Origin of the sequence: Pseudomonas sp. KT_2_4 (genome assembly GCF_041410225.1) — a bacterium.
Taxonomy (GTDB): Bacteria; Pseudomonadota; Gammaproteobacteria; order Pseudomonadales; family Pseudomonadaceae; genus Aquipseudomonas; species Aquipseudomonas paracarnis.
The window spans coordinates 4,881,234-4,904,811 of the sequence record NZ_CP166962.1; the positions used below are offsets into that span (position 1 = coordinate 4,881,234).

General features: G+C 58.2%; 19 protein-coding genes. 12 read left to right on the forward strand and 7 right to left on the reverse strand.

Annotated features, from left to right (window positions below):
- Positions 1-264: 264 nt before the first annotated feature.
- From AB9N64_RS22465 to AB9N64_RS22480, 4 genes are all read right to left on the reverse strand, one after another.
- Positions 265-1,893: an ABC transporter substrate-binding protein gene (locus AB9N64_RS22465; protein WP_014716900.1), complete on the reverse strand. Its 1,629-nt coding sequence runs from the start codon at positions 1,891-1,893 to the stop codon at positions 265-267.
- Between the two features lie 258 nt (positions 1,894-2,151).
- The gene (locus tag AB9N64_RS22470) at positions 2,152-3,753 is read right to left on the reverse strand and encodes an ABC transporter substrate-binding protein (RefSeq protein WP_014716901.1); all 1,602 of its coding nucleotides are present in this window, start codon (positions 3,751-3,753) and stop codon (positions 2,152-2,154) included.
- Positions 3,754-3,856: 103 nt separating this feature from the next.
- Positions 3,857-7,204: a dermonecrotic toxin domain-containing protein gene (locus AB9N64_RS22475; RefSeq protein ID WP_371359670.1), complete on the reverse strand. Its 3,348-nt coding sequence runs from the start codon at positions 7,202-7,204 to the stop codon at positions 3,857-3,859.
- 180 nt (positions 7,205-7,384) lie between these two features.
- A complete protein-coding gene (locus AB9N64_RS22480) occupies positions 7,385-8,098 on the reverse strand; it encodes an SIMPL domain-containing protein (RefSeq protein ID WP_014716903.1) in 714 nt (237 codons plus the stop codon).
- A 205-nt stretch (positions 8,099-8,303) separates the two neighbouring features.
- Here AB9N64_RS22480 and AB9N64_RS22485 point away from each other — a divergent pair, with 205 nt between their 5' ends.
- From AB9N64_RS22485 to AB9N64_RS22495, 3 genes are all read left to right on the forward strand, one after another.
- Positions 8,304-9,566: an ATP-binding protein gene (locus AB9N64_RS22485; protein ID WP_003188495.1), complete on the forward strand. Its 1,263-nt coding sequence runs from the start codon at positions 8,304-8,306 to the stop codon at positions 9,564-9,566.
- Positions 9,559-10,119: a response regulator transcription factor gene (locus tag AB9N64_RS22490; protein ID WP_003171731.1), complete on the forward strand. Its 561-nt coding sequence runs from the start codon at positions 9,559-9,561 to the stop codon at positions 10,117-10,119. The genes AB9N64_RS22485 and AB9N64_RS22490 overlap by 8 nt, the downstream gene beginning before the upstream one ends.
- A 99-nt stretch (positions 10,120-10,218) precedes the next feature.
- Positions 10,219-11,943: an ABC transporter ATP-binding protein/permease gene (locus AB9N64_RS22495; RefSeq protein WP_058409861.1), complete on the forward strand. Its 1,725-nt coding sequence runs from the start codon at positions 10,219-10,221 to the stop codon at positions 11,941-11,943.
- A 195-nt stretch (positions 11,944-12,138) separates the two neighbouring features.
- On the opposite strand, the gene AB9N64_RS22500 is transcribed toward AB9N64_RS22495, so the two are convergent.
- Complete coding sequence (locus AB9N64_RS22500; RefSeq protein WP_003171734.1) at positions 12,139-12,576, reverse strand: YhcB family protein; 438 nt, start codon at positions 12,574-12,576, stop codon at positions 12,139-12,141.
- 146 nt (positions 12,577-12,722) lie between these two features.
- Here AB9N64_RS22500 and AB9N64_RS22505 point away from each other — a divergent pair, with 146 nt between their 5' ends.
- From AB9N64_RS22505 to zapE, 3 genes are all read left to right on the forward strand, one after another.
- Complete coding sequence (locus tag AB9N64_RS22505) at positions 12,723-13,352, forward strand: alpha/beta hydrolase (RefSeq protein ID WP_014716905.1); 630 nt, start codon at positions 12,723-12,725, stop codon at positions 13,350-13,352.
- A gap of 16 nt (positions 13,353-13,368) precedes the next feature.
- Complete coding sequence (locus AB9N64_RS22510; protein ID WP_019816965.1) at positions 13,369-14,724, forward strand: tryptophan--tRNA ligase; 1,356 nt, start codon at positions 13,369-13,371, stop codon at positions 14,722-14,724.
- A 79-nt stretch (positions 14,725-14,803) separates the two neighbouring features.
- Entirely contained in the window at positions 14,804-15,898 is a 1,095-nt protein-coding gene (gene zapE, locus AB9N64_RS22515) for a cell division protein ZapE (RefSeq protein WP_014716907.1), read from the forward strand.
- A 138-nt stretch (positions 15,899-16,036) separates the two neighbouring features.
- Here the strand turns inward: zapE and AB9N64_RS22520 are convergent, their stop codons facing one another.
- The gene (locus AB9N64_RS22520) at positions 16,037-16,957 is read right to left on the reverse strand and encodes a GlxA family transcriptional regulator (RefSeq protein WP_173647476.1); all 921 of its coding nucleotides are present in this window, start codon (positions 16,955-16,957) and stop codon (positions 16,037-16,039) included.
- 220 nt (positions 16,958-17,177) lie between these two features.
- Between AB9N64_RS22520 and AB9N64_RS22525 the strand changes: the two genes are divergently transcribed.
- A complete protein-coding gene (locus AB9N64_RS22525) occupies positions 17,178-18,314 on the forward strand; it encodes an acyl-CoA dehydrogenase family protein (RefSeq protein ID WP_019816964.1) in 1,137 nt (378 codons plus the stop codon).
- A gap of 144 nt (positions 18,315-18,458) precedes the next feature.
- Here AB9N64_RS22525 and AB9N64_RS22530 read toward each other — a convergent pair whose 3' ends face one another.
- On the reverse strand, positions 18,459-19,499 hold the full coding sequence (locus AB9N64_RS22530; protein WP_014716910.1) for an NADP(H)-dependent aldo-keto reductase: 1,041 nt from the start codon (positions 19,497-19,499) through the stop codon (positions 18,459-18,461).
- A gap of 250 nt (positions 19,500-19,749) precedes the next feature.
- Here AB9N64_RS22530 and rplM point away from each other — a divergent pair, with 250 nt between their 5' ends.
- The 5 genes from rplM to AB9N64_RS22555 all read left to right on the forward strand — a co-directional run bounded on the left by rplM (position 19,750) and on the right by AB9N64_RS22555 (position 23,435).
- Complete coding sequence (rplM, locus tag AB9N64_RS22535) at positions 19,750-20,178, forward strand: 50S ribosomal protein L13 (protein WP_003188508.1); 429 nt, start codon at positions 19,750-19,752, stop codon at positions 20,176-20,178.
- Positions 20,179-20,192: 14 nt separating this feature from the next.
- The gene (rpsI, locus tag AB9N64_RS22540; RefSeq protein ID WP_002555064.1) at positions 20,193-20,585 is read left to right on the forward strand and encodes a 30S ribosomal protein S9; all 393 of its coding nucleotides are present in this window, start codon (positions 20,193-20,195) and stop codon (positions 20,583-20,585) included.
- Positions 20,586-20,851: 266 nt separating this feature from the next.
- Positions 20,852-21,445 carry a ubiquinol-cytochrome c reductase iron-sulfur subunit gene (petA, locus tag AB9N64_RS22545; RefSeq protein WP_003188524.1) on the forward strand — a complete coding sequence of 198 codons (594 nt, stop codon included), beginning with the start codon at positions 20,852-20,854 and terminating at the stop codon, positions 21,443-21,445.
- Entirely contained in the window at positions 21,445-22,656 is a 1,212-nt protein-coding gene (locus AB9N64_RS22550) for a cytochrome bc complex cytochrome b subunit (RefSeq protein WP_003188526.1), read from the forward strand. The genes petA and AB9N64_RS22550 overlap by 1 nt, the downstream gene beginning before the upstream one ends.
- Positions 22,656-23,435: a cytochrome c1 gene (locus AB9N64_RS22555; RefSeq protein ID WP_014716911.1), complete on the forward strand. Its 780-nt coding sequence runs from the start codon at positions 22,656-22,658 to the stop codon at positions 23,433-23,435. The genes AB9N64_RS22550 and AB9N64_RS22555 overlap by 1 nt, the downstream gene beginning before the upstream one ends.
- The last annotated feature ends 143 nt before the right edge of the window (positions 23,436-23,578 follow it).

Consider the following 23,578-nt stretch of genomic DNA (forward strand, 5'->3'; position numbering starts at 1 on the left):
ACCTGCTGGCGTGCAGCCAGGCAGACCTCACTGATCCCACACACAGCAAGTGCCCTTCCCAGAGTGATGCCTCTGCTGTCCTACGACCTTATGGGGCGTTGACCTTGCAGTAAATGCGTCAATTCTGACTGACCTTGTAGGCAACGGAGGCACGGGTCGCAGTTCATTGCTGTAAGACGGCAACGCTTGCAAACGTAGTCTGTTTCCTAAGGTCCAGGCGGATGGAATAACGGCGACGTTATGAAACGTCGCCGTTATTGGTCCTTACTTGCCGCTGACGCTAACGCCGTAGAAGGAATTCAAGCCAAACGGGCTGATCTTGAAGTCCTGCACGGTATTACGCATGGGTTGATACACCGTCGAGTGCGCGATAGGTGTGTAAGGCAATTCGCGTTTAAGCAGCTGTTGCGCCTGTTTGTACAGTTCGGTGCGCTTGGCGACATCCGTGGTCGATTTGGCCTGGCTGATCAGGTCGTCATACTGTTTATTAACGAACTTGGAGAAGTTGTTACCGTTCAACGCCGGGGACGAAAACAGGGTGCCCAGCCAGTTGTCAGGGTCACCATTGTCACCGCTCCAGCCGATGATCATCGCCTGGTTCTCGCCACCTTTGGAACGCTTGATGTACTCGCCCCACTCGTAGCTGACGATGTTGACCTTCAGGCCGATCTGTTTCCAGTCGCTCTGCAGCATCTCGGCCATCAGCTTGGCGTTCGGGTTGTACGGACGCTGAACCGGCATGGCCCAAAGAGTGATCTCGGTGCCTTCCTTTATGCCAGCCTCCTTGAGCAGTTCCTTGGCTTTGGCAGGGTCGTACTTGGCGTCCTTGATCGTAGTGTCGTACGACCATTGGGTGGGTGGCATGGCATTGACGGCCAATTGCCCAGCGCCCTGGTACACGGAGTCGATGATCTGCTGCTTGTTCACCGACATGTCCAAAGCCTGGCGAACCCGCAGGTCAGCCAGCGGGTTTGGCGTCGTCTGGCCCTTGAGCACAGGCATCACGTTGTAGGCGATGTAGCCCAGGTTGAAGCCGGCCTGGTGCGGCATCTTCATGTCCTTGTCCGCTTCCAGCGGCTTGATATCGGCCGGGCGAGGATAGGCTGTGATCTGGCACTCGTTCTTTTTCAGTTTCTGGATGCGTACTGAAGGGTCCGTGGAGATTGCGAAGATCAGGTTATCGATCTTGACGTCTTCAGGCTTCCAGTATTCCTTGTTGCCGGTGAAGCGAATGTTGGAGTCTTTCTGGTAGCTCTTGAACACGAACGGACCAGTGCCGATCGGCTTCTGGTTGATGTCGGCGGCCTTGCCTTCCTTCAACAGTTGGGCGGCATATTCGGCCGACTGGATCGATGCAAAGCTCATCGCGAGGTTCTGGATAAACGCCGCGTCCACGGTGCCAAGGGTGAACTTGACGGTGTGGTCATCGACTTTCTCGATGTTCTTGATGTTCTTGTCCATCTCCATGTCCGAGAAGTACGGGAACTCGGTAGGGTAGGCCTTACGGAACGGATCGTCTTTATTGATCATTCGGTTGAAGGTGAACAGTACGTCGTCAGCCGAAAATTCACGAGTAGGCTTGAAGTACGGGGTGGTATGGAACTTGACGCCTTCGCGAAGGTGGAAGGTGTACGTCAGGCCATCCGGGGAAACGTCCCAGCTGGTGGCCAGGCCAGGAACGACGGCGGTGCCGCCACGTTCGAACTGGCTCAGGCGGTTGAACATGGTTTCGGCCGAGGCATCGAAGTCTGTTCCGGTGGTGTACTGGCCTGGGTCGAAACCGGCCGGGCTCCCTTCGGAGCAGAACACCAGGTTAGTTGCCGCAAGGGCTACGGGGGCTGCGGCCATAAGGCCAGCGCTCACTAATAACGGAAGGACTGCGTGTTTAAGCATGTTGGCCTCATGATTTGTTGTCATTTTTGGTGGTGAGGGCGACCTCGTGAGTCGGCCTGCGGATACTTATGCAGGCGCCATACCCAATGCAAGATGCAGAGCGGTTGCAAAGGGAAAACTGTGGTACGAACGTACAGGAATGTCGCAATTATGAAAGTTTCGACACAAAAGTGCTTATTTGGAGGGTTTTTTCGGTGCAAATGGCGCACCAAAAATGCCCATCCGAGGCGTCTAGCGCACTCGGTTGGGGCATTGATGTTACTTATCTAGACCCACGCCGTAGAAGGGCGTCAGTCCAAACGGACTGATCTTGAAATCCTGCACTTGCTTGCGCATAGGCTGGAAAACCGTCGAGTTTGCAATGGGCGTTATAGGTACTTGTTCCTTAAGGATTTTCTGGGCCTGTTGATACCACTTGATGCGCTGCTCGCGGTCGCTGCTGACCTTGGCTTGTTGCACCAACTTGTCGTAGGCCGGGTTACACCATTTGGCATAGTTGCTGCCCTTGACCGCGGCACAACTGTAGAGCACGCCTAGCCAGTTATCGGGGTCGCCGTTGTCGCCGGTCCAGCCATAAATCATTGCATCGTGCTCGCCGTTTTTGGCGCGCTTGATGTACTCGCCCCACTCATAGCTGACGATGTTGGCCTTGATACCGACCTTGGCCCAATCCTGTTGAATCATCTGCGCGGACATCCGTGCATTAGGATTCGAGGCGCGTTGTACGGTCATCGCCCACAGGTTAATGGTGGTACCTGGTGCAACCCCTGCTTCTTTTAGTAGCAACCGGGCCTTGGTCGGGTCGTAGGGCGCATCGTGTATCGTGGGGTCATAAGACCACTGCGCGGGAGGCAGTGCGTTCTGCGCCAATTGTCCGGCGCCCTGGTAAACGGCCTTGATGATGGCGGGCTTGTCGATGGCCATGTCCAGGGCCTGACGAACCTTGAGTTGATCCAGCGGCGGGTGAGTCACGTTATAGGCCAGGAAGCCCAGGTTGAAGCCTGCTTGTTGCAATACGCGCAGGTTGGGGTCTTGCTTCATCATTTCGATATCGGCAGGGCGCGGGTAACCGCTGACCTGGCATTCGCCTGCCTTGAGTTTCTGCAGGCGCGCGGCGGCGTCCGGGGTGATGGCGAATATCAGGTTGTCGAGCTTCACATCCTCGGGTTTCCAATACTGTTTATTGGCCACATAACGGATCTGCGAGTCCTTCTGATAACGCTTGAACACAAACGGCCCGGTACCGACCGGTTGCTGGTTGATCTGCTCGGCCTTGCCTTGTTTCAACAACTGGGCGGCGTATTCGGCCGATTGAACAGAGGCAAAGCTCATGGCCAGGTTTTGCACGAACGAAGCATCGACAGTGTTCAAGTTGAACCGCACAGTGTGCTCGTCGAGTTTTTCGACGCTTTTGATCGTGGTGTTCAAACCCATGTCGGTGAAGTAGGGCGATTCGGACGGGTAGGCCTTGCGAAACGGGCTGTCGGCATCGAGCAAGCGATTGAAGGTGAACAGCACGTCATCGGCGTTGAAATTGCGGGTCGGGATGAAGTAGTCGGTGGTGTGGAACTTGACCCCGTCACGCAGGTGGAAGGTGTACGTCAGGCCGTCCTTCGATACATCCCAGCTTGTCGCCAGACCAGGTTCTACCTCGGTGCCGCCACGCTTGAACTGGGTCAGGCGGTTGAACACGGTTTCGGCGGAGGCATCAAAATCGGTGCCGCTGGTGTATTGGCTGGGGTCGAAGCCGGCGGGACTGGCTTCGGAGCAATAGACCAGGGTGGTGGCGGCCTGGGCCATGGGCATACAGGCCAGCAGGCTTGCGGCGATCAATAGTGGTTTGAAGGCGATTCTTTCCATGGAGACCCCTGAAATGGCAAGCATATTAGGCTGCCCAAACAAAAACGGCGGTTACCGAGGTTACCGCCGTTCAGGTGTTTCAGGTAAGGGGCCATTAGCCGGTTTATGCATTTACTATGTAGGTGACCTCGACCTTGGTAGGAGCATCTTTATCGATCGCATAGGCACCGTCCAACTCGTTACTCTCCCGTATCGTGAAGGTCCTGTTGATTGTTAACTTTACACCCGGAGCATTTTGGATATTTTTATCGGCGTTAGAGAAGTGTCCTTCAGAAGTCATATGGACCTTGGCCAGGTTGTTCGAGGGATCGTATTCAATCTGAAACTGGGTATTGTCAGCCTTAAAAAAATAGCCCTTCTGCAGAGTCACCTCTTCTTTGTTCAGGTCAAGTTCGTGTAGGTCAACGATAGCGGGCCCGGCAGAGCCTTGATGAGCCACTTCGGAGATGCGAGCCCGCAGATCGGCATTGGGAATTGCCGCTTCGAACTGCGCAATCCTTGCTTGCTTGGCACCCGCCGTCGTGTCTGCTGTTGCGTTCAGCTCAGTAGTCACTGACAAGGCGTTTTCGGTAGTGGTGACAGTGTAAGGATTACGATCGATATCCTTGACGAAGGCGGGCGAATACTCGCTGGCACCGTATTCCGTGGTGTGTGCTATCTCTTCCGGCAACAAGGTAAAATTCGGTTCTTCAAGGGTCCACGAGGTGATGAGCTTTTTTTTAATTATTCCTTCTTCCTCGATGTGACTGAAAGAGAACTCGTAGTTGGTTCCCGCTTTGTTCTTCAAGATTTCATCGAACTGTTCGGCACCGGCTATTTTTTTTCCATCGATATCGACAAATTCATCGGCAAAAGTGGGTGGGGACTTCAGGTCATCACTCGGCGTTGGCGAAACTGGACGACGTAGCCATGCAAACAACCCAGCACCGTCGCCGGGCGCGCGAGCCCATTCGCCATCGCGCCCGGGTGTTATTACCGTCAGCCCTGCGCGAGTATCCGGGTCAATAATTTTGGCAAATGAGTCGCCGGTCCTGTAGCGCCCGGATATTTCAAAGACCTTGCTCGTCCCTGTTTCATCAGTAAGGCGTACGAATTGGCGGAACGCCCCGGTGTCGTCAGTCATTCGATAAACCCCCAGTGCATCTCGGGTGGCATTTTTTATCAATGCCTCACCCTCAGGGACCGCATATTTGGCCAGCGGGATGAGTGACCGGGAGTCAGGCAGGGGCTGTGGAGCAGGTTTGCCAGCGCGCGTACCCCCGGACGGTCCCGGTTGTGGTTCCGCGACTTCATTGGCGGGGGTTGGGGTAATCGGTTCACCCAGTGGTAATTCTTTTTCGGGAGGCAATGCAAAAGGGTCTTCGGGGACTGAGCTGGCTCCGACCGAGAAGAGTGTGTTCAGTAAGCCATCGAACGCCTTGGAGGCACCCTCGTCACGCTCTTGCACTGTGTCGCCAGACGAGGTTTTTTCTGCGCCCAGCGCCAATTCGGTCAATCCTGTCACGACGGCTACCGCGGCCACGGGTGCGGCAATCGGCGCAAGTTTGGCCAATAAGCCAGCCGCCACGGTAATGTCGTTGAGCCAGGTGTCTCGAGTCTCTTCGCTGTTTGACTTGATGACCACGTCAGCATCGCTTTTCATGCGCTCCTGGGTGGTGGTCGCCAGGGTGGTAAATAAGTCGCCGGTAATTTTCGAGTGGCTTGCATCGATTGCCGGTCCCTTCAGTTCGCCGCTGGCCATTTTCTTCAGGTGTGTATCCAAGCCATCTTTCGTTTCGCCTACGTGGGTGAACCACAGGAGGGGCATAAGTACTTTCGCCGCTCTGGCGGCAAAAACGGCGGTTTGGTCCTGGCGATAAATCATCGGGAAGTGACTCGCCAAGGCCTCACTTTTTTTCGGATCTTTTGCCTGATCAATCAGCCATTGTTCCAGCTTTTGCGCAGAGTCGAACCTGATAAACGCCGGCTCGGCGCCTGGGATGTAAAGCACTTGCCGGCCACCGTCGCCCGCGCTGAATCGCACAATGTCGCTGGAGGTAAAACCGTGGATGCTCAAGGCATTCGCCTGTACAGGGGCTTTTATCGGTGTTTTGGCTTTGAGTTGGTCGACGCTGATCGGTGCATTTTCATCCAGGGGCAGGTCGGGTACTGCTGCCATCACCATCTTGTAGTCGTCACGAGTGAATTGGTGTTCGGGTGCTTGCAGCGCACGTTCAACTGCAGGCCATGCTTGAGCTGTCTTGAATTGTTTGCGGGCCTGGAAGGTGAACTCGCCTTTGATCGCCGTCTGGTAGCTATCGGAATGAGAGTTCCAGAAGTTGTCGATCTTCTGGGTCATTTGGCTCTGGAAGTCAGTCTTCCAGCTTTCATGCATCACTTGCGACGGTTTGAGGTCGATCTGGTTGTGCTTGCCGTAGCCGCCTTTTTCGCTTTGCCCAGCAGGTTGGGTATACAGCCCCGCTTCCAGGTCCAGGTTGCCGGGCACCCAATCGTGCTCGGAGAAGTTTTTCAGCAGGGCGTCGGGCAGGCGCAGCGAAGACCAGGGCTCTTGGAATGTGTGTTCCCAGCCGGTCGCCGTGTCTGCACTTTCGCCACCTTTGAAACGGTTCAGGTACACGGTGTCGGAGTCGATAGGTTTGCCCGTGAGTTTGAGCAGCAGGTCATCCGCCCACTTTTTGGCCTCTGCCCGCGTATTGGGCAGGTTGTTGGCGACGTCAACCGCCAAACGCTTGTAAGCCAACGCCTGTGGTGCGGTGCTGTAGTAATTGGCGGCATTGTGTTTTTGCACTTGCAGCGCTTGTGAAGAGCGGCTGCTGGCAGGGCGCAGGCGGTCATTGGCGGGGATAGGGTCGAAGCTGTCTTTATGTTCCAGATACCTTATTTGTGTTCGAGCCTGGGACAGCGTTTGGGGAAGGGACACGCCTTCAAAGTTGGCCACCACTTTTGCACTGACCTGTATGGAGTCCTTACCCAGCCTCACACGCAAATCACCGTTATTGCCAGGGGCGATAACTTTTGCGGTCTCCAGCAAGGGGCCTGAAATTTGTCCCCAGCCTGATGTATCCGAGAGATGGAAGGTTTTCGTTTTGCCCTCGATCTCGGCGGACAAGGTACCTGTAGACGGGTTGATTGAAAGCAAGGTGTCCGGGGCGAAGTGTTGTTCGCGCAGCCAGCCCTGTACCACGGCGTTTTCCACATGCATGCGATACAGCCCGAGCCATTGGCCCAGAGTGCTTTGGGGCGGCACGGTTATCAGCCCGGCATTGCCGTGCAACACCTTGCGTTGTACGGCCTCGAGGTAGGCCTTGAGCAGTGCTGTTTCATCGGGTTGGACAGCCTTTGGCGTGGGCGGTGACGATGCCGGCGTCGCCTGAGCTTGAGTGTTGGATGTCGCAGTAGCGACGGCGAGGGGCAGCGATAACGAGGGGGTTGGATCGAGTGATAGGGACATGAATTCGGCTCTCATTGTATGAATAAATGCCAGCACAGCCCTCCCTGGTAGCTATGGCAGTAATGAGTCGTGAAAACCGGACACTTGATTCCTACGAGATGTGCTGCCGTATATGACGGCGCGCGTGCGCGCAAAAAAAGCGCAATCCCGTGGGGCTGCGCCTTTGTTCTGTCTAAAAAGTTACTGTAAAACTTCGATCACACCATCGGCACTCATGCTGACCTGGCTGGTACCTGCTTCCACTTCCGGCGTCGGTGCTGAATCGGCCATCGCGGCTTTCATCATCATGCCGCCATTGCGGGCGTAGGGCATCGGGTAGCCATTGGTGTTGAAGTTCAGGTTGACGATCTTGTAGCCCTTGCCACCGAGTGCATCGGTCGCCAATTGTGCGCGCGCCTTGAATGCAGCCACGGCGTCTTTGAGCAGCGCATCTTCGCTGGCCTTGCGCGTGGCATCGGCGATGGCGAAGTCCATGCTGTCCATTTTCAACGTGTTCAACAGCTCGCCGGTGAGCTTGGACAGCGCCGGGAAGTCCGCGCTTTCCAGGCGCAGCTCGGCGCGTTCACGCCAGCCGGTGATCTTCTGGTTCTTGCTGTCGTAGATCGGGTAGCTGTTGCGGCTGCCCTGGCGCAAGGTCACGCCTTTGACTTCGCGCGCCTGGCCCAGGGCCTGGTTCAGGGTGGTGGTGATTTCGGCCGCGAGCTTGGCCGGGTCGGCGTTTTGCGATTCGGTGTAAAGGGTGACGATCATCTTGTCGCGGGCCACTTCCTGGCTGGCTTCGGCGCGCAGGGAGATCTGGTTGTAATGCAATGCATCGGCGGCCATGGCCGGCAGGCTGGCCAGGGCGCTGGCGCTGAGGGTAATGATGGCTGCACTGCGAATGAAACGAGACATGGAAGCTCCTTGAGATAGTCGTGCTCGGTATGACTGTAGACGTTGGCACTGGGTTCTTCGGGTTTACACATTACCTACAAGTTATGCCGGCGCCGACGAACGGTCATTTACCCGGCCTGCGTCAAAGAGCCACACACGCCGTGCCAGCAGGTCTGCTTCGTTTATACTCGTGCCGATCCGCCTGCAGCGCTCAACGGGAGAGCTCATGCTCGCCGCCGTAAAACTGACTTCCGCCACTCGCCAGAACCTTTGGCGCCTGACGTTCATTCGCACCCTGGTATTGGCCGCACAGGCTGGTTCCGTCGGGCTTGCCTATTGGTTCGACCTGCTGCCGCTGCCCTGGCTGCAACTGGCCGTGACCCTGGGTTTTTCCACCGTATTGTGTGTGTTCACCGCCATTCGATTGCGTACCACTTGGCCGGTGACCGAGTTGGAATATGCTCTGCAACTGGCCTGTGACCTGTTTATCCACAGCGTGTTGCTGTACTTCTCCGGTGGGTCCACCAACCCCTTCGTCTCCTACTACCTGGTGCCTTTGACCATCGCTGCCGTCACCCTGCCGTGGCGCTATTCGGTGGTGCTGTCGGGGATTGCGCTGACGCTGTACACCCTGCTGTTGGCGCAGTTCTACCCCTTGCAGACGTTCCCCATCGCCCGGGAAAACCTGCAGATCTACGGAATGTGGTTGAGCTTCGCCCTGTCTGCGGCAGTCATCACCTTCTTTGCCGCGCGCATGGCCGAAGAACTGCGCCGCCAGGAAGAACTGCGCGCCATTCGCCGTGAAGAAGGCCTGCGTGACCAGCAGTTGCTGGCTGTCGCCACCCAGGCCGCAGGCGCTGCCCATGAGTTGGGCACGCCGCTGGCGACCATGAGCGTGCTGCTCAAGGAAATGACCCAGGACCATCACGACCCGGCCCTGCAGGACGATTTGAGCGTGCTGCAGGAACAGGTCAAGCAGTGCAAGCTGACGTTGCAGCAACTGGTGCGCGCCGCTGAAGCCAATCGCCGTCTGGCGGTCGAAATGCAGGACGTCACCCAGTGGCTCGATGAGGCGCTCAACCGCTGGCACCTGATGCGTCCCGAAGCCAGTTACCGTTTCAACCTGCTGGGCCAAGGCAGCGTGCCGCGCATGGCGCCACCGCCGGACCTGACCCAGGCGCTGCTCAACTTGCTGAACAATGCAGCCGACGCTTGCCCTGAAGGCCTCGGCGTGCAGTTGGACTGGGACGCGGAAAACGTCACCATCAGCATTCGTGACCACGGCGCGGGCGTGCCGTTGGCCATTGCCGAGCAGATCGGCAAACCCTTCTTTACCACCAAGGGCAAAGGCTTCGGCCTGGGCCTGTTTTTGAGCAAGGCCAGCGTGACCCGCGCGGGCGGCTCAGTGAAGCTCTATAGTCATGAGGAAGGTGGCACGCTCACCGAGCTGCGCCTGCCCCGTGTCGCACGAGGAGATATCGATGAGTGACGAGATCCAAGTCGAAGGCGAAGAACTGCCGCACCTGTTGCTGGTAGATGACGACGCGACCTTTACCCGCGTGATGGCGCGCGCCATGAGCCGGCGCGGTTTTCGCGTCAGCACTGCAGGCTCTGCCGAAGAGGGCCTGACCATCGCCCAGGCCGACCTGCCGGACTACGCCGCCCTCGACCTGAAAATGGACGGCGACTCGGGCCTGGTACTGCTGCCCAAGCTGCTGGAACTCGACCCGGAAATGCGCGTGGTGATCCTCACCGGTTACTCCAGCATTGCCACCGCCGTCGAGGCGATCAAGCGCGGCGCTTGCAATTACCTGTGCAAACCCGCGGATGCCGACGACGTGCTGGCCGCCTTGCTGTCCGAGCATGCCGACCTCGACACCCTCGTGCCGGAAAACCCGATGTCGGTGGACCGCCTGCAGTGGGAACACATCCAGCGCGTGCTGACCGAGCACGAAGGCAATATCTCCGCCACCGCCCGCGCTTTGGGCATGCATCGGCGTACCTTGCAGCGCAAGTTGCAGAAGCGCCCGGTACGACGCTGAACGGCGACTGAACAACTCGCTTCAGGCTGCACGGACGCACGAACCGATCCCCTATGATCGGTTCAAACGCCTGTGACTTTTTCCTACCGAGCCTGAACGATGAATCAGAATGCTGAATATCGCGCGGTCAACGACGCGGTGCGTGGGCAATTCTTCCGCCGAACCTGGGCGATGATCACACCCTATTGGCGCAGTGAAGAGAAGGGCAGGGCCTGGCTGCTGCTGGCCGCAGTGATTGGCCTGTCGCTGTTCAGCGTGGCGATCTCCGTGTGGATCAACCACTGGTACAAAGACTTCTACAACGCCCTGGAGAAGAAGGACACCGCGGCCTTCTGGCAGTTGATCGGCTATTTCGGCGGGATCGCGGCGGTGGCGATACTCGGCGCGGTGTACCGCCTTTACCTGACCCAGATGCTGACGATCCGCTGGCGCGCCTGGCTCACCGAAAAACACTTCAGCCGTTGGCTGGCCCACAAGAATTACTACCAGCTGGAGCAGGGCGGCTACACCGATAACCCGGACCAGCGGATTTCCGAAGACCTCAACAACTTTACGTCCGGCACCTTGAGCCTGGGCCTTGGGTTGCTGCGTAACGTGGTCAGCCTGGTGTCATTCTCGATCATCCTGTGGGGTGTCTCGGGCAGCATCGAAGTGTTCGGCATCACCATTCCCGGCTACATGTTCTGGTGTGCGTTGCTGTACGCCGCCGTGGGCAGTTGGCTGACGCACCTGATCGGCCGGCGCTTGATTGGCCTGAGCAACCAGCAACAACGCTTTGAAGCGGACCTGCGTTTTTCCATGGTGCGGGTGCGTGAGAATGCCGAAAGTATCGCCCTGTACAACGGCGAGCCGAATGAAAGGCAGCGCCTGAGCACCCGCTTCGGCAAAGTCTGGCAGAACTTCTGGGACATCATGAAAGTGTCCAAGCGCCTGACCTTTTTCACCGCCGGCTACAGCCAGATCGCAATCATCTTCCCCTTTATCGTCGCCGCGCCGCGCTATTTCACCGGCAAGATCGAGCTGGGCGAGCTGATGCAAATCAACTCGGCGTTCGGCAACGTGCAAGAGAACTTCAGCTGGTTTATCAACGCCTATTCGGAGCTGGCGACATGGCGCGCCACCAGCGACCGTCTGCTGAGTTTCCAGCAGGCCATGAGCGACAACGAGCAACGCACGCCGGCGATCGACGTGCGCCCTGAAGGCGAGCGCCTGGTGATCAAGGACCTGGGCATGGACCTGGCCGACGGCCGTCACCTGCTCACTGATGCCGACATGACCGTGGAGCCTGGCGAGCGCGTCATGCTCAGCGGGCGTTCCGGCAGCGGCAAGAGCACTTTGCTGCGGGCGATGGGGCATCTGTGGCCCGCCGGTCATGGCAGCATTCGCTTACCGGCGACGCGCTATCTGTTCCTGCCACAGAAGCCTTACTTGCCGATTGGTACGCTCAAGGCCGTGTTGAGTTATCCACAGGACGACAGCGTCTATCCGGCAGAACGTTATGCACAGGTCCTGGAGACTTGCCGCCTGCCGCACCTGGTCAATCGCCTGGATGAAGCCAACCACTGGCAACGCATGCTCTCGCCGGGTGAGCAACAGCGCCTGGCCTTTGCCCGTGCGCTGTTGTTTGCACCGCGATGGCTGTACATGGATGAGGCAACCTCGGCCATGGATGAAGAAGACGAAGCAACCTTGTACCAGGCGTTGATCGATGAGTTGCCGGGGTTGAGCATCGTCAGCGTCGGCCACCGCAGCAGCCTCAAGCGTTTCCATGGGCGGCATGTGCGCATCGACGGTGGGCGGTTGCAGGAACAACAACCGACCTGAACGCGTGCGCGCTCGATGTGGGAGCCGGGCTTGCCCGCGATGGCGGAGTGTCTGAGGCAGGTGTGTCAACGGGCACGCCGCTATCGCAGGCAATCCAGCTCCCACAGGAGGCGGTGTTGTCTGATGATTCAGGCACCTAATAAAAAGCCCGGCTGATCATCGATCAGCCGGGCTTTTTTATTGCCCGAAGATGACTTACTTCTTCAAGCCGTAATGCTCATCCAACATGCCTGGAGCGTTCGGCGTCTTTGGCGCGTAGTCCCGTGGTGGCTCCTGGTTTTCCCGAGGCGGGGTCAGGCGTTCCCGTGGGGTTTGCGGTGCATCGGAATGCAGCGCGGCCAGCAGGCGCTGGCGGGTGATGTCGTCGAGGGCCAGGCGGTTAGCGCCATCGGCGAGGTGATCCTGTACTTCCTGGTAGCTCTGGGTGAGCTTCTTGACCAGGGTCGCGGTGCTGTTGAAGTGGGTAACAACCTCGTTCTGATAACTGTCAAAACGTTCCTGAATGTCATCCAGCTGACGCTGCGTGCGGTTAGGCGCGGCATTCGGCAGCAGGCGGGCAACCAGGAAACCAATGGCGACACCGGCAACCAGGGCAAGAGTCGGCAACAACCAAACTAAGAGCGAGTGTTCCACGAGTCCTTCCTCTATAAACGGCTTTGCTTTACGTTAACGGCTCAAACCTGCGCTGTATACCGCGATTAAGCTCGCAATGATGCCATGCACAGACTTTTAGCTAGACGAGTCGACCCCTTGAGAGGTCACGGAGTTCATCCTTGCTCATGCGTGAAACCCCCGTTTTGATCGATGGCCCGGTGGGCCAATTGGAAGCCCTGTACCTGGATCACCCCGAACCACGTGGCCTGGCGCTGGTTTGCCACCCTAACCCGGTGCAGGGTGGCACCATGCTCAATAAAGTCGTCTCGACCCTGCAACGCACTGCCCGCGATGCGGGTTTGATTACTTTGCGTTTCAATTACCGGGGCGTGGGTGCCAGTGCCGGTACTCACGATATGGCCACCGGTGAGGTCGACGATGCTGAAGCGGCCGCCACCTGGCTGCGTGAAAAGCACCCGGACCTGCCGATCACCTTGCTCGGTTTTTCCTTCGGCGGTTACGTGGCTGCCAGTCTCGGCGGGCGTTTGGAGGCCAAGGGCGAAAAGCTCGCGCACCTGTTCATGGTGGCTGCGGCGGTGATGCGCCTGGGCGAGTCGGACGTGCTGCCCCAAGGCTGCCCATTGACCCTGATCCAGCCGGAAAGCGACGAAGTGGTCGACCCGCAAGTGGTCTACGCCTGGTCCGCCGCCCTGAAACGCCCCCATGAGCTGCTGAAAGTGGCAGAATGCGGACACTTTTTTCATGGCAAGCTGACCGATCTCAAGGATCTGGTGCTGCCACGCCTTTCGAATTGATGACAAGCGATCACCCATGACGACCCGTACCCGTATCCTCACCGGCATCACCACCACCGGCACGCCGCACCTGGGCAACTACGCCGGTGCGATTCGCCCGGCGATCCTCGCCAGCGAAGACGCGAATGCCGATTCCTTCTACTTCCTGGCCGACTACCACGCCCTGATCAAATGCGATGACCCGCAGCGCATCCAGCGCTCGCGTATGGAAATCGCCGCGACCTGGCTGGCCGGTGGCCTGGATGTGAACCGGGTGACTTTCTACCGCCAGTCGGACATCCCGGAAATCCCCGAGCTGACCTGGCTGCTGACCTGCGTTGCCGCCAAGGGCCTGCTCAACCGCGCCCATGCCTACAAGGCCTCGGTGGACAAGAACGTGGAGAACGGCGAAGACCCGGATGCGGGCATCAGCATGGGCCTGTACAGCTACCCGGTGCTGATGGCAGCGGACATCCTGATGTTCAACGCGCACAAGGTGCCGGTGGGCCGCGACCAGATCCAGCACGTGGAAATGGCCCGCGACATCGGCCAGCGCTTCAACCACCTGTTCGGCAACGGTAAAGAATTCTTCACCATGCCCGAGGCGCTGATCGAAGAAAGCGTAGCCACCTTGCCGGGCCTGGATGGCCGCAAGATGTCCAAGAGCTACGACAACACCATCCCGTTGTTCACTAGCGCCAAGGACATGAAGGACGCGATCTCGCGGATCGTCACCGACTCCCGCGCGCCAGGCGAACCCAAGGATCCGGACAATTCGCACCTGTTCACCCTTTACCAGGCGTTCGCGACCAAGGCCCAGGAAGCCGAATTCCGCGGTCAGTTGCTAGACGGCCTGGGCTGGGGCGAGGCAAAGAACCGTCTGTTCCAACTGCTCGACGGCCAGCTCGGCGAAGCGCGCGAGCGTTACCACCAACTGATGTCGCGCCCATCGGACATGGAAGACCTGCTGCAGGTCGGCGCCAAGAAGGCCCGCGCTGTGGCGGCACCGTTTCTGGCCGAGCTGCGTGAAGCGGTGGGCCTGCGTTCGTTCGTCAACCAGGCGGCGGCGCCGGTCGCCACCAAGAAAAAAGCCGCGAAGGCTGCGCGGTTTGTGAGCTTCCGTGAAGCTGACGGCAGCTTCCGCTTCCGCCTGCTGGCCGCTGATGGCGAGCAACTGCTGCTGTCGCGTAACTTTGCCGATGGCAAAGCAGCCGGCGCGGTGACCAAGCAACTGCAAAGTGGTGATGCGCTGGACGTGCGCGCCGAGGCCCTGGGCTTCAGCGTATGGCTGGACGGCGCCGCAGTCGCTGACAGTGCCGAGTATGCCGATCAAGCATCGCGTGACGCGGCCATCGAAGCCTTGCGCGTTGCGTTGACCCCAATCGAGGATTAACCCGACCAAGGGTTGATTGCCATTATCCAGGGCCGTCGTTACAGTGTCGGCCCGTTTTTGTTGCCTTGCTAACGAAATTATGACGCCCCTAGAACGATATCAAGCTGATCTGAAACGCCCCGAGTTCTTCCACGACGCGGCCCAGGAAAATGCCGTGCGTCATTTGCAGCGCCTGTACGAGGACCTCGTGGCCGCGTCGCAAAGCAAGCCAGGGATGTTCAGCAAGCTGTTTGGCAAGAAAGACCACACGCCGGTCAAGGGCCTGTATTTCTGGGGCGGCGTGGGTCGGGGCAAGACTTACCTGGTAGACACCTTCTTTGAAGCGCTGCCGTTCAAGGAAAAAGTGCGTACGCACTTCCACCGCTTCATGAAGCGCGTGCACGAAGAGATGAAGACCCTGCCGGGCGAGAAAAACCCGCTGACCATCATCGCCAAGCGTTTCGCCCAAGAGGCCCGGGTGATCTGCTTCGATGAATTTTTCGTCTCCGACATCACCGACGCCATGATCCTTGGCACCCTGATGGAAGAACTATTCAAGAACGGTGTGACCCTGGTGGCCACATCGAACATCGTGCCCGATGGCCTGTACAAGGACGGCCTGCAACGTGCACGCTTCCTGCCGGCCATTGCGCTGATCAAGCAGAACACCGATATCGTCAACGTCGACAGCGGCGTCGACTACCGCTTGCGTCATCTGGAGCAAGCCGAGCTGTTTCACTTCCCGCTCAACGAAGCAGCACACGAAAGCCTGAAGAAAAGCTTCCGTGCGCTGACGCCGGAATGCACCCAGGCGGTGGAAAACGACAAGCTGATGATCGAGAACCGCGAAATCATCGCGTTGCGCACCTGCGATGACGTGGCCTGGTTCGAGTTCCGCCAACTGTGCGATGGGCCACGCAGCCAGAACGATTACATCGAGCTGGGCAAGATCTTTCACGCCGTGATCTTGAGTGGTGTGGAACAGATGGGCGTGACTACCGACGATATCGCCCGACGGTTCATCAACATGGTCGATGAGTTCTACGACCGTAACGTCAAGCTGATCATCTCGGCGGAAGTCGAACTCAAGGACCTCTATACGGGCGGCCGCTTGAACTTCGAATTCCAGCGCACCTTGAGTCGCCTGCTGGAAATGCAGTCCCACGAGTTCCTGTCGCGCGGCCACAAGCCTTAAGCAATCTCCGGCTCAATGGAGAGCTAATGTGGGAGCCGGGCTTGCCCGCGATGGCGGTGTATCAGTCAATTATAGGTTGGGTGATACACCGTCATCGCAGGCAAGCCAGCTCCCACAATGGCTTGTGTTGGCCTGGAGTCAGGCGGCCTGCTGAAATTGCTGGCGATACTGGTTCGGCGACAACTCCGTGTGCTGCCTGAACAACCGCGCAAAGAAACTCGCATCGTCGTAACCCACCTCGTAGCTGATGGTCTTGATGCTCTTGCGGCTGCCCGAGAGCAAGCCCTTGGCCGTTTCGATGCGTAGGCGCTGCAGGTAGTGCAGCGGCTTGTCACCGGTGGCGGTCTGGAAGCGGCGCATGAAGTTGCGGATGCTCATGCCGTGTTCCCGGGCGACGTCTTCAAAGCGGAATTTGTCGGCAAAGTGCTCTTCAAGCCAATGCTGGATCTGCAGGATGATCACGTCCTGATGCAGCTTCTGCCCGCCAAACCCGATCCGCCCCGGTGAATAGTTGCGCTGCACTTCATAGAGAATGTCGCGGGCCACCGCCTGGGCGATGTTGGCGCCGCAGAAGCGTTCGATCAGGTAGATATAAAGGTCGCAGGCCGACGTGGTGCCGCCGGCGCAATACAGGTTATCGGCATCCGTGAGGTGCTTGTCCTGGTTGAGCTGCACCTTGGGGAAGCGCTCTGTGAAGGCATTGAAGAAGCGCCAGTAGGTGGTCGCCTCCTTGCCATCGAGCAGCCCGGCTTCGGCCAGCCAGAACACCCCGGTGGCCTCGCCGCAGAGTACGGCGCCGCGGGCGTGCTGTTCGCGCAGCCACGGCAGCACCTGCGGGTAGCGGGAGCACAGGGCATCGAAGTCGTCCCAGAAGGCCGGCAGCACAATGATGTCGGCGTCTTCGAGGCCGCCGTCCACTGGCATGATCACATCGCTGAAGCTGCGCACGGACTGGCCGTCGGGGCTTACCAGGCGCGTTTCGAACCCTGGGGTCAGGCCCAGCCCTTGCTGTTTGCCATGGCGCAGGCTGGCGAGATGGAAGAAATCCTTGGCTTGCATGAGGGTTGAAGCGAATACCCGATCAATGGCCAAAATGCTGACGCGCCGCAACGGCGTGGAGATTTGGTTAGACATAATTTCATTTATTCTTATAGGGGAAAGTGGTCACCAGACGGCTGGATCGTCTTATTTTTTGTCGCATGTGTCCAGTGTCCCGTGACGCCTTCGGGGCATAGGCTCTGTGGGCTCGTCCTTGTCCGACAATCCACGCAGGTGACCCATGATCCCCAGAACCTTGTTCAGCTCGGAGCACGAACTCTTCCGTGAGAGCGTACGCACTTTCCTCGAAAAGCATGCCGTGCCCTTCCATGGGCAATGGGAAAAGCAGGGCTATATCGACCGTAACTTGTGGAACCAGGCGGGGGAGGCGGGCATGTTGTGTTCCCACCTGCCAGAGGAGTATGGCGGGCTGGGCGCGGACTTTCTCTATAGCGCGGTGGTGATCGAAGAAGTCAGCCGCCTGGGTTTGACCGGCATCGGTTTTTCCCTGCATTCGGATATCGTCGCGCCCTACATCCTGCATTACGGCAGTGAAGCGCTGAAGCACAAGTACCTGCCCCAGTTGATCTCCGGAGAGAGGGTCACAGCCATTGCCATGACCGAGCCGGGCGCCGGTTCCGACCTGCAAGGGGTCAAGACCAGCGCAGTGCTGGACGGTGACGAGTATGTGATCAACGGCTCCAAGACCTTTATCACCAACGGTTACCTGGCCGATCTGGTGATTGTCGTCGCCAAGACCGACCCCAAGGCGGGCGCCAAGGGCACCAGCCTGTTCCTGGTGGAAGCCGACACGCCGGGCTTCGACAAAGGTAAGCGCCTGGAGAAAGTTGGCATGAAGGCCCAGGACACCTCGGAGCTGTTCTTCCAGGATGTGCGCGTGCCCAAGGAAAATCTGCTGGGCCAGGCGGGCATGGGCTTTGCCTACCTGATGCAAGAGTTGCCGCAAGAACGCCTGACCGTGGCGATTGGCGCGCTGTCCTCAGCCGAAGCGGCGTTGCAGTGGACCCTGGACTACACCCGTGAGCGCAAGGCGTTCGGCAAGGCGATCGCCGACTTCCAGAACACCCGGTTCAAGCTGGCGGAGATGGCCACCGAGATTCAGATTGGCCGTGTGTTTGTCGACCAGTGCATGGCCTTGCATCTGGAAGGCAAGTTGGACGTGCCCACGGCGGCGATGGCCAAGTACTGGGCCACCGACCTGCAGTGCAAGGTGCTCGATGAGTGCGTGCAGTTGCATGGCGGCTACGGCTTCATGTGGGAATACCCGATTGCCCGGGCCTGGGCGGATGCGCGGGTGCAGCGCATTTATGCGGGGACCAATGAGATCATGAAGGAGATCATTGCGCGGGCACTTTGATTGTTAGGTGCTCTTGATTGATCGTTCCCACGCTCCGCGTGGGAACGCCTCATGTGACGCTCCGCGTCACGACTCTGAAAGCGGACGCAGAGCGTCCAAGGCGGCATTCCCACGCATAGCGTGGGAATGATCAGTGCGGATCAATCAAGGTGCTGGGTTTGGATGATCCTTCTGAATCGCCTCAATCCCTTCCAACACTTCTTTCGATAATTTCATGTCGGCACTGGCGATGTTGCTGTCCAGTTGTTCCAGCGATGTGGCCCCAATAATATTGCTGGTCACAAACGGTTGCTGCGTCACAAACGCCAGCGCCATCTGCGCCGGGTCCAGGCCATGTTCCCGCGCAAGAGCCACATACCGGCTGCACGCCGCTTCCGATTGCGGGTTGAAGTAGCGGCTGAAGCGGCTGTACTCGGTCAGGCGCGCCTTGGCCGGGCGAGCGCCATTTTCGTACTTGCCACTGAGCATGCCGAACGCCAAAGGCGAATAGGCCAACAAGCCGCACTGTTCACGAATGGCAACCTCCGCCAGCCCCACTTCAAAACTGCGGTTGAGCAGGTTGTAGGGGTTCTGGATCGACACGGCGCGCGGCCAGCCGCGAGCTTCGGCCAGGGCGAGGAACTTCATGGCGCCCCACGGCGTTTCGTTGGACAGGCCAATGTGGCGGATCTTGCCGGCCTTTACCTGTTCATCCAGGGCTTCGAGCGTTTCCTCCAGTGGGGTGAGGTCGTCTTCGTCCTTGTGCTTGTAGCTCAACTGGCCGAAGAAGTTGGTGCTGCGCTCCGGCCAATGCAGTTGGTAGAGGTCGATCCACTCGGTCTGCAGGCGCTTGAGGCTGGCGTCCAGGGCTGCGGCGATGTGCTTGCGGTTGTGGCGCAGGTGGCCATCGCGGATATAGTCGATGGTGTTGCCGGGGCCGGCGATCTTGCTGGCGAGAATCCAGTCGGCGCGGTCGCCACGGCTTTTGAAGTAGTTGCCGATGTAGCGCTCGGTGGTGGCGTAGGTGTCGGCCTTGGGCGGCACCGGGTACATTTCTGCGGTGTCGAGGAAGTTGATCCCCGCGGCCTTGGCCCTTTCGATCTGCGCGAAGGCCTCTGCCTCGCTGTTCTGCTCGCCCCAGGTCATGGTGCCCAACGCGATCGCGCTGACATTCAGATCGGTGCGGCCCAGCTGTCGGTAATCCATCGGGTACTCCTTCGGGGTAAAACAATCATAAAAGCAGGTTGAATTTTTTTTCGCAATCTGCATAATTGCCCACCTCTTTCTGCAGTGGAAGTGATGCGCCGCCTGCCGAAGAATCTTGCCGTTGAACGGACGCGCCGACCCGAGCCCCCGATAGCGTCTGTATCCGGCTGCCTTTGACCTTGTCAAAGTACGCACTATTCAGTAAGATCCGCCGTCTAAATTTACAGGCGGCCCCTGAGGCTATTAAAGAATGACAACTTTTACTGCAAAACCGGAAACAGTTCAGCGCGACTGGTTTGTCGTCGACGCCGCTGGTCAGACCCTGGGTCGTCTGGCCACTGAAGTCGCCAGCCGTCTGCGTGGCAAGCACAAGCCTGAATACACCCCGCACGTTGATACCGGCGACTACATCGTCATCATCAACGCTGAGCAGGTTCGTGTAACCGGCAACAAAGCAAGCGACAAAATGTACTACCGTCACTCCGGTTTCCCAGGCGGTATCAAGTCTTCCAACTTCGAAGGCCTGATTGCCAAGAAGCCTGAAGCCCCGATCGAAATCGCGGTCAAAGGCATGCTGCCTAAGGGCCCACTGGGTCGCGATATGTTTCGCAAGCTGAAAGTCTATGCGGGCGCTGTACACCCTCATGCTGCTCAGCAGCCCCAAGAACTGAAGTTTTAACGGAATAGTTCATTATGTCGGCGACTCAAAATTACGGCACTGGCCGTCGCAAAACCGCAACCGCACGCGTTTTCCTGCGTCCGGGCACTGGTAACATCTCGATCAACAACCGCTCCCTGGACAACTTCTTCGGTCGCGAAACTGCCCGCATGGTAGTTCGTCAGCCGCTGGAATTGACCGAGACCGTTGAAAAGTTCGACATCTACGTCACCGTTATCGGTGGCGGTGTAAGTGGTCAAGCTGGCGCAATCCGCCACGGTATCACTCGCGCTCTGATGCAGTACGACGAAACCCTGCGTGGCGCTCTGCGCAAAGCTGGCTTCGTGACTCGCGATGCTCGTGAAGTTGAACGTAAGAAAGTCGGTCTGCGTAAAGCGCGTAAGCGTCCGCAGTACTCGAAGCGTTAATTCGCTTTACGTTCCACAAAAACGCCCAGCCTCCTCACGGAGCTGGGCGTTTTTTATTGCCTGCGATTTATGCACATTTTTCGCCGTGACAACTTGCCACATCCGTAGACCCCCTATACTACAAGGCCTGGAGGCGGAGTCCCGGGCAATTCCCTTGTCATACGTGGGGCTTTTCATTACCATCCGTCAAAATTTTTATAAGTAAAGATTCAACACTTAGTAGACGCCTGATTTAACAGGCCAAAAAGCTGATGGGAGAGGACTGAATGAGCAATGACGGCGTGAATGCAGGCCGGCGTCGCTTCTTGGTAGCAGCCACATCCGTGGTGGGTGCTGCAGGAGCGGTGGGGGCTGCGGTCCCGTTCGTGGGGTCATGGTTTCCCAGTGCCAAGGCGAAAGCCGCAGGTGCACCGGTGAAGGTGAATGTCAGCAAGATCGAGCCAGGCCAGCAGATGATTGCTGAGTGGCGCGGCCAGCCGGTTTTCATTGTTCGTCGTACCGAGGAAATCCTGGGGAATCTGAAGAAGATCGAAGGCCAGCTGTCTGACCCGACGTCCGAAAAGTCCGACCAGCCCGCCTACGCCAAGAACGAAGCGCGTTCGATCAAGCCAGAAATTCTGCTGCTGGTTGGTCTGTGTACCCACTTGGGTTGTTCACCTACCTTCCGCCCGGAAGTGGCGCCTGTCGACTTGGGCAAAGACTGGGTCGGCGGTTATTTCTGCCCGTGCCACGGTTCCCACTATGACCTCGCCGGCCGCGTCTACAAATCCCAGCCTGCGCCCCTGAACCTGCCGGTTCCTCCTCACAATTACGAATCTGACGACATCATTGTCATTGGCCTCGACAAGGAGAACGCGTGATGAGCAAGTTCATGGATTGGGTGGATGCGCGCTTCCCCGCCACTAAAATGTGGGAAGACCATCTCAGCAAATATTACGCGCCGAAAAACTTCAACTTCTTCTACTTCTTCGGCTCCCTGGCGCTGTTGGTGCTGGTCAACCAGATCGTCACTGGCGTGTGGTTGACGATGAGCTACACGCCGTCGGCGGAAGAGGCGTTTGCCTCTGTCGAATACATCATGCGTGATGTCGAGTACGGCTCGATCCTGCGCCTGTTGCACTCCACCGGTGCGTCGGCGTTCTTTATCGTCGTCTACCTGCACATGTTCCGCGGCCTGCTCTACGGCTCGTACCAGAAGCCCCGTGAGCTGGTGTGGGTCTTCGGCATGTTGATCTATCTGGCACTGATGGCCGAAGCCTTTATGGGCTACCTGCTACCTTGGGGCCAGATGTCGTACTGGGGCGCCCAGGTGATCATCTCGCTGTTCGGCGCAATCCCGGTGATCGGCAACGACCTGACCCAGTGGATTCGTGGTGACTACCTGATCTCCGGCATCACCTTGAACCGCTTCTTCGCCTTGCACGTGGTGGCCTTGCCGATCGTGATCCTGGGCCTGGTGGTCTTGCATATCCTGGCGCTGCACGAAGTGGGTTCCAACAACCCGGATGGCGTGGACATCAAGAAGCACAAGGACGAGAACGGCATCCCGCTGGATGGCATTCCGTTCCACCCGTACTACACCGTGAAAGACATTGTCGGCGTGGTCGTGTTCCTGTTTGTGTTCTGCTCGATCGTGTTCTTTTTCCCGGAGATGGGCGGTTATTTCCTGGAGAAGCCTAACTTCGAACAGGCCAACGCCTTCAAGACACCTGAGCACATTGCCCCGGTCTGGTACTTCACGCCGTTCTACGCGATCTTGCGCGCGATCCCCGACAAACTCATGGGCGTGATCGCCATGGGCGCGGCCATCGCGGTGCTGTTCGTGCTGCCGTGGCTCGACCGTAGCCCGGTCAAGTCAATGCGCTACAAAGGCTGGCTGAGCAAGATCTGGCTGTGGGTGTTCTGCATTTCGTTCGTGATCCTGGGTGTGTTGGGTGTATTGGCGCCCACCCCTGAGCGGACGTTGCTGTCGCAGGTCTGCACCTTCCTGTACTTCGCCTACTTTATTCTGATGCCGTTCTATACCCGGCTCGAGAAGACCAAACCGGTTCCGGAAAGGGTGACTGGCTGATGAAAAAATTACTCGTTGCATTCGTGCTTGCGGCACTGCCGCTACTGTCCTTCGCTGCCGAACATGGTGCGCAGCTGGAAAAAGTCGATATCGATGTGTCTGACAAAGCCGCCATGCAGGATGGGCTGCGTACATTCACCAACTACTGCATGGGGTGCCACAGCGCCAAGTTCCAACGGTACGAGCGCGTTGCCGATGACCTGGGCATTCCCCATGAAGTGATGCTCAGCCACGCGGTGTTCACGGGTGCCAAGATCGGCGACCACATGAACATCGGCATGCAACCGGCCGACGCCAAGACCTGGTTCGGCGCCGCACCGCCCGACCTTACTCTGGTGGCCCGTGTACGCGGTACCGACTGGCTCTACGGTTACCTCAAATCCTTCTACGAAGACCCTGCACGCCCCTATGGCGTGAACAACAAAGTCTTCCCGAACGTCGGCATGCCGAACGTTCTGGTCGGCCTGCAGGGGCGCCAAGTGGTAGGATGCAAGCAGGTTCAGGTCGTTGAAGACGGCAAGAAGCAATATGATCCGTTGACCGGCACGCCGCTGACCCATGAAGCGTGCGATCAACTGACCATCGTGCCCAAGACCGGTACGCTGAACGAAGAGCAGTTCGACGAGAAGGTCAAGAACCTGGTGACCTTCCTGGCCTACTCGGCCAACCCGGTCAAACTGCAGCATCAGCGCATCGGTACCTACGTCTTGCTGTACCTGGCTTTCTTCTTCGTATTCGCTTATTTGCTCAAGCGTGAATACTGGAAGGATGTGCATTGATCCAACCGTAAGCAATTGCTGTTAATCTTGCGCGCCCAGCGGCATCTCTGAACACGTAGCGCCGGTTTGAACCGGTCGTTACAGGGATGCTTTCTGGGCGCGCTCGTTTTTGAGCTTTCGATAATTTCAACAAGCGAGGAGGA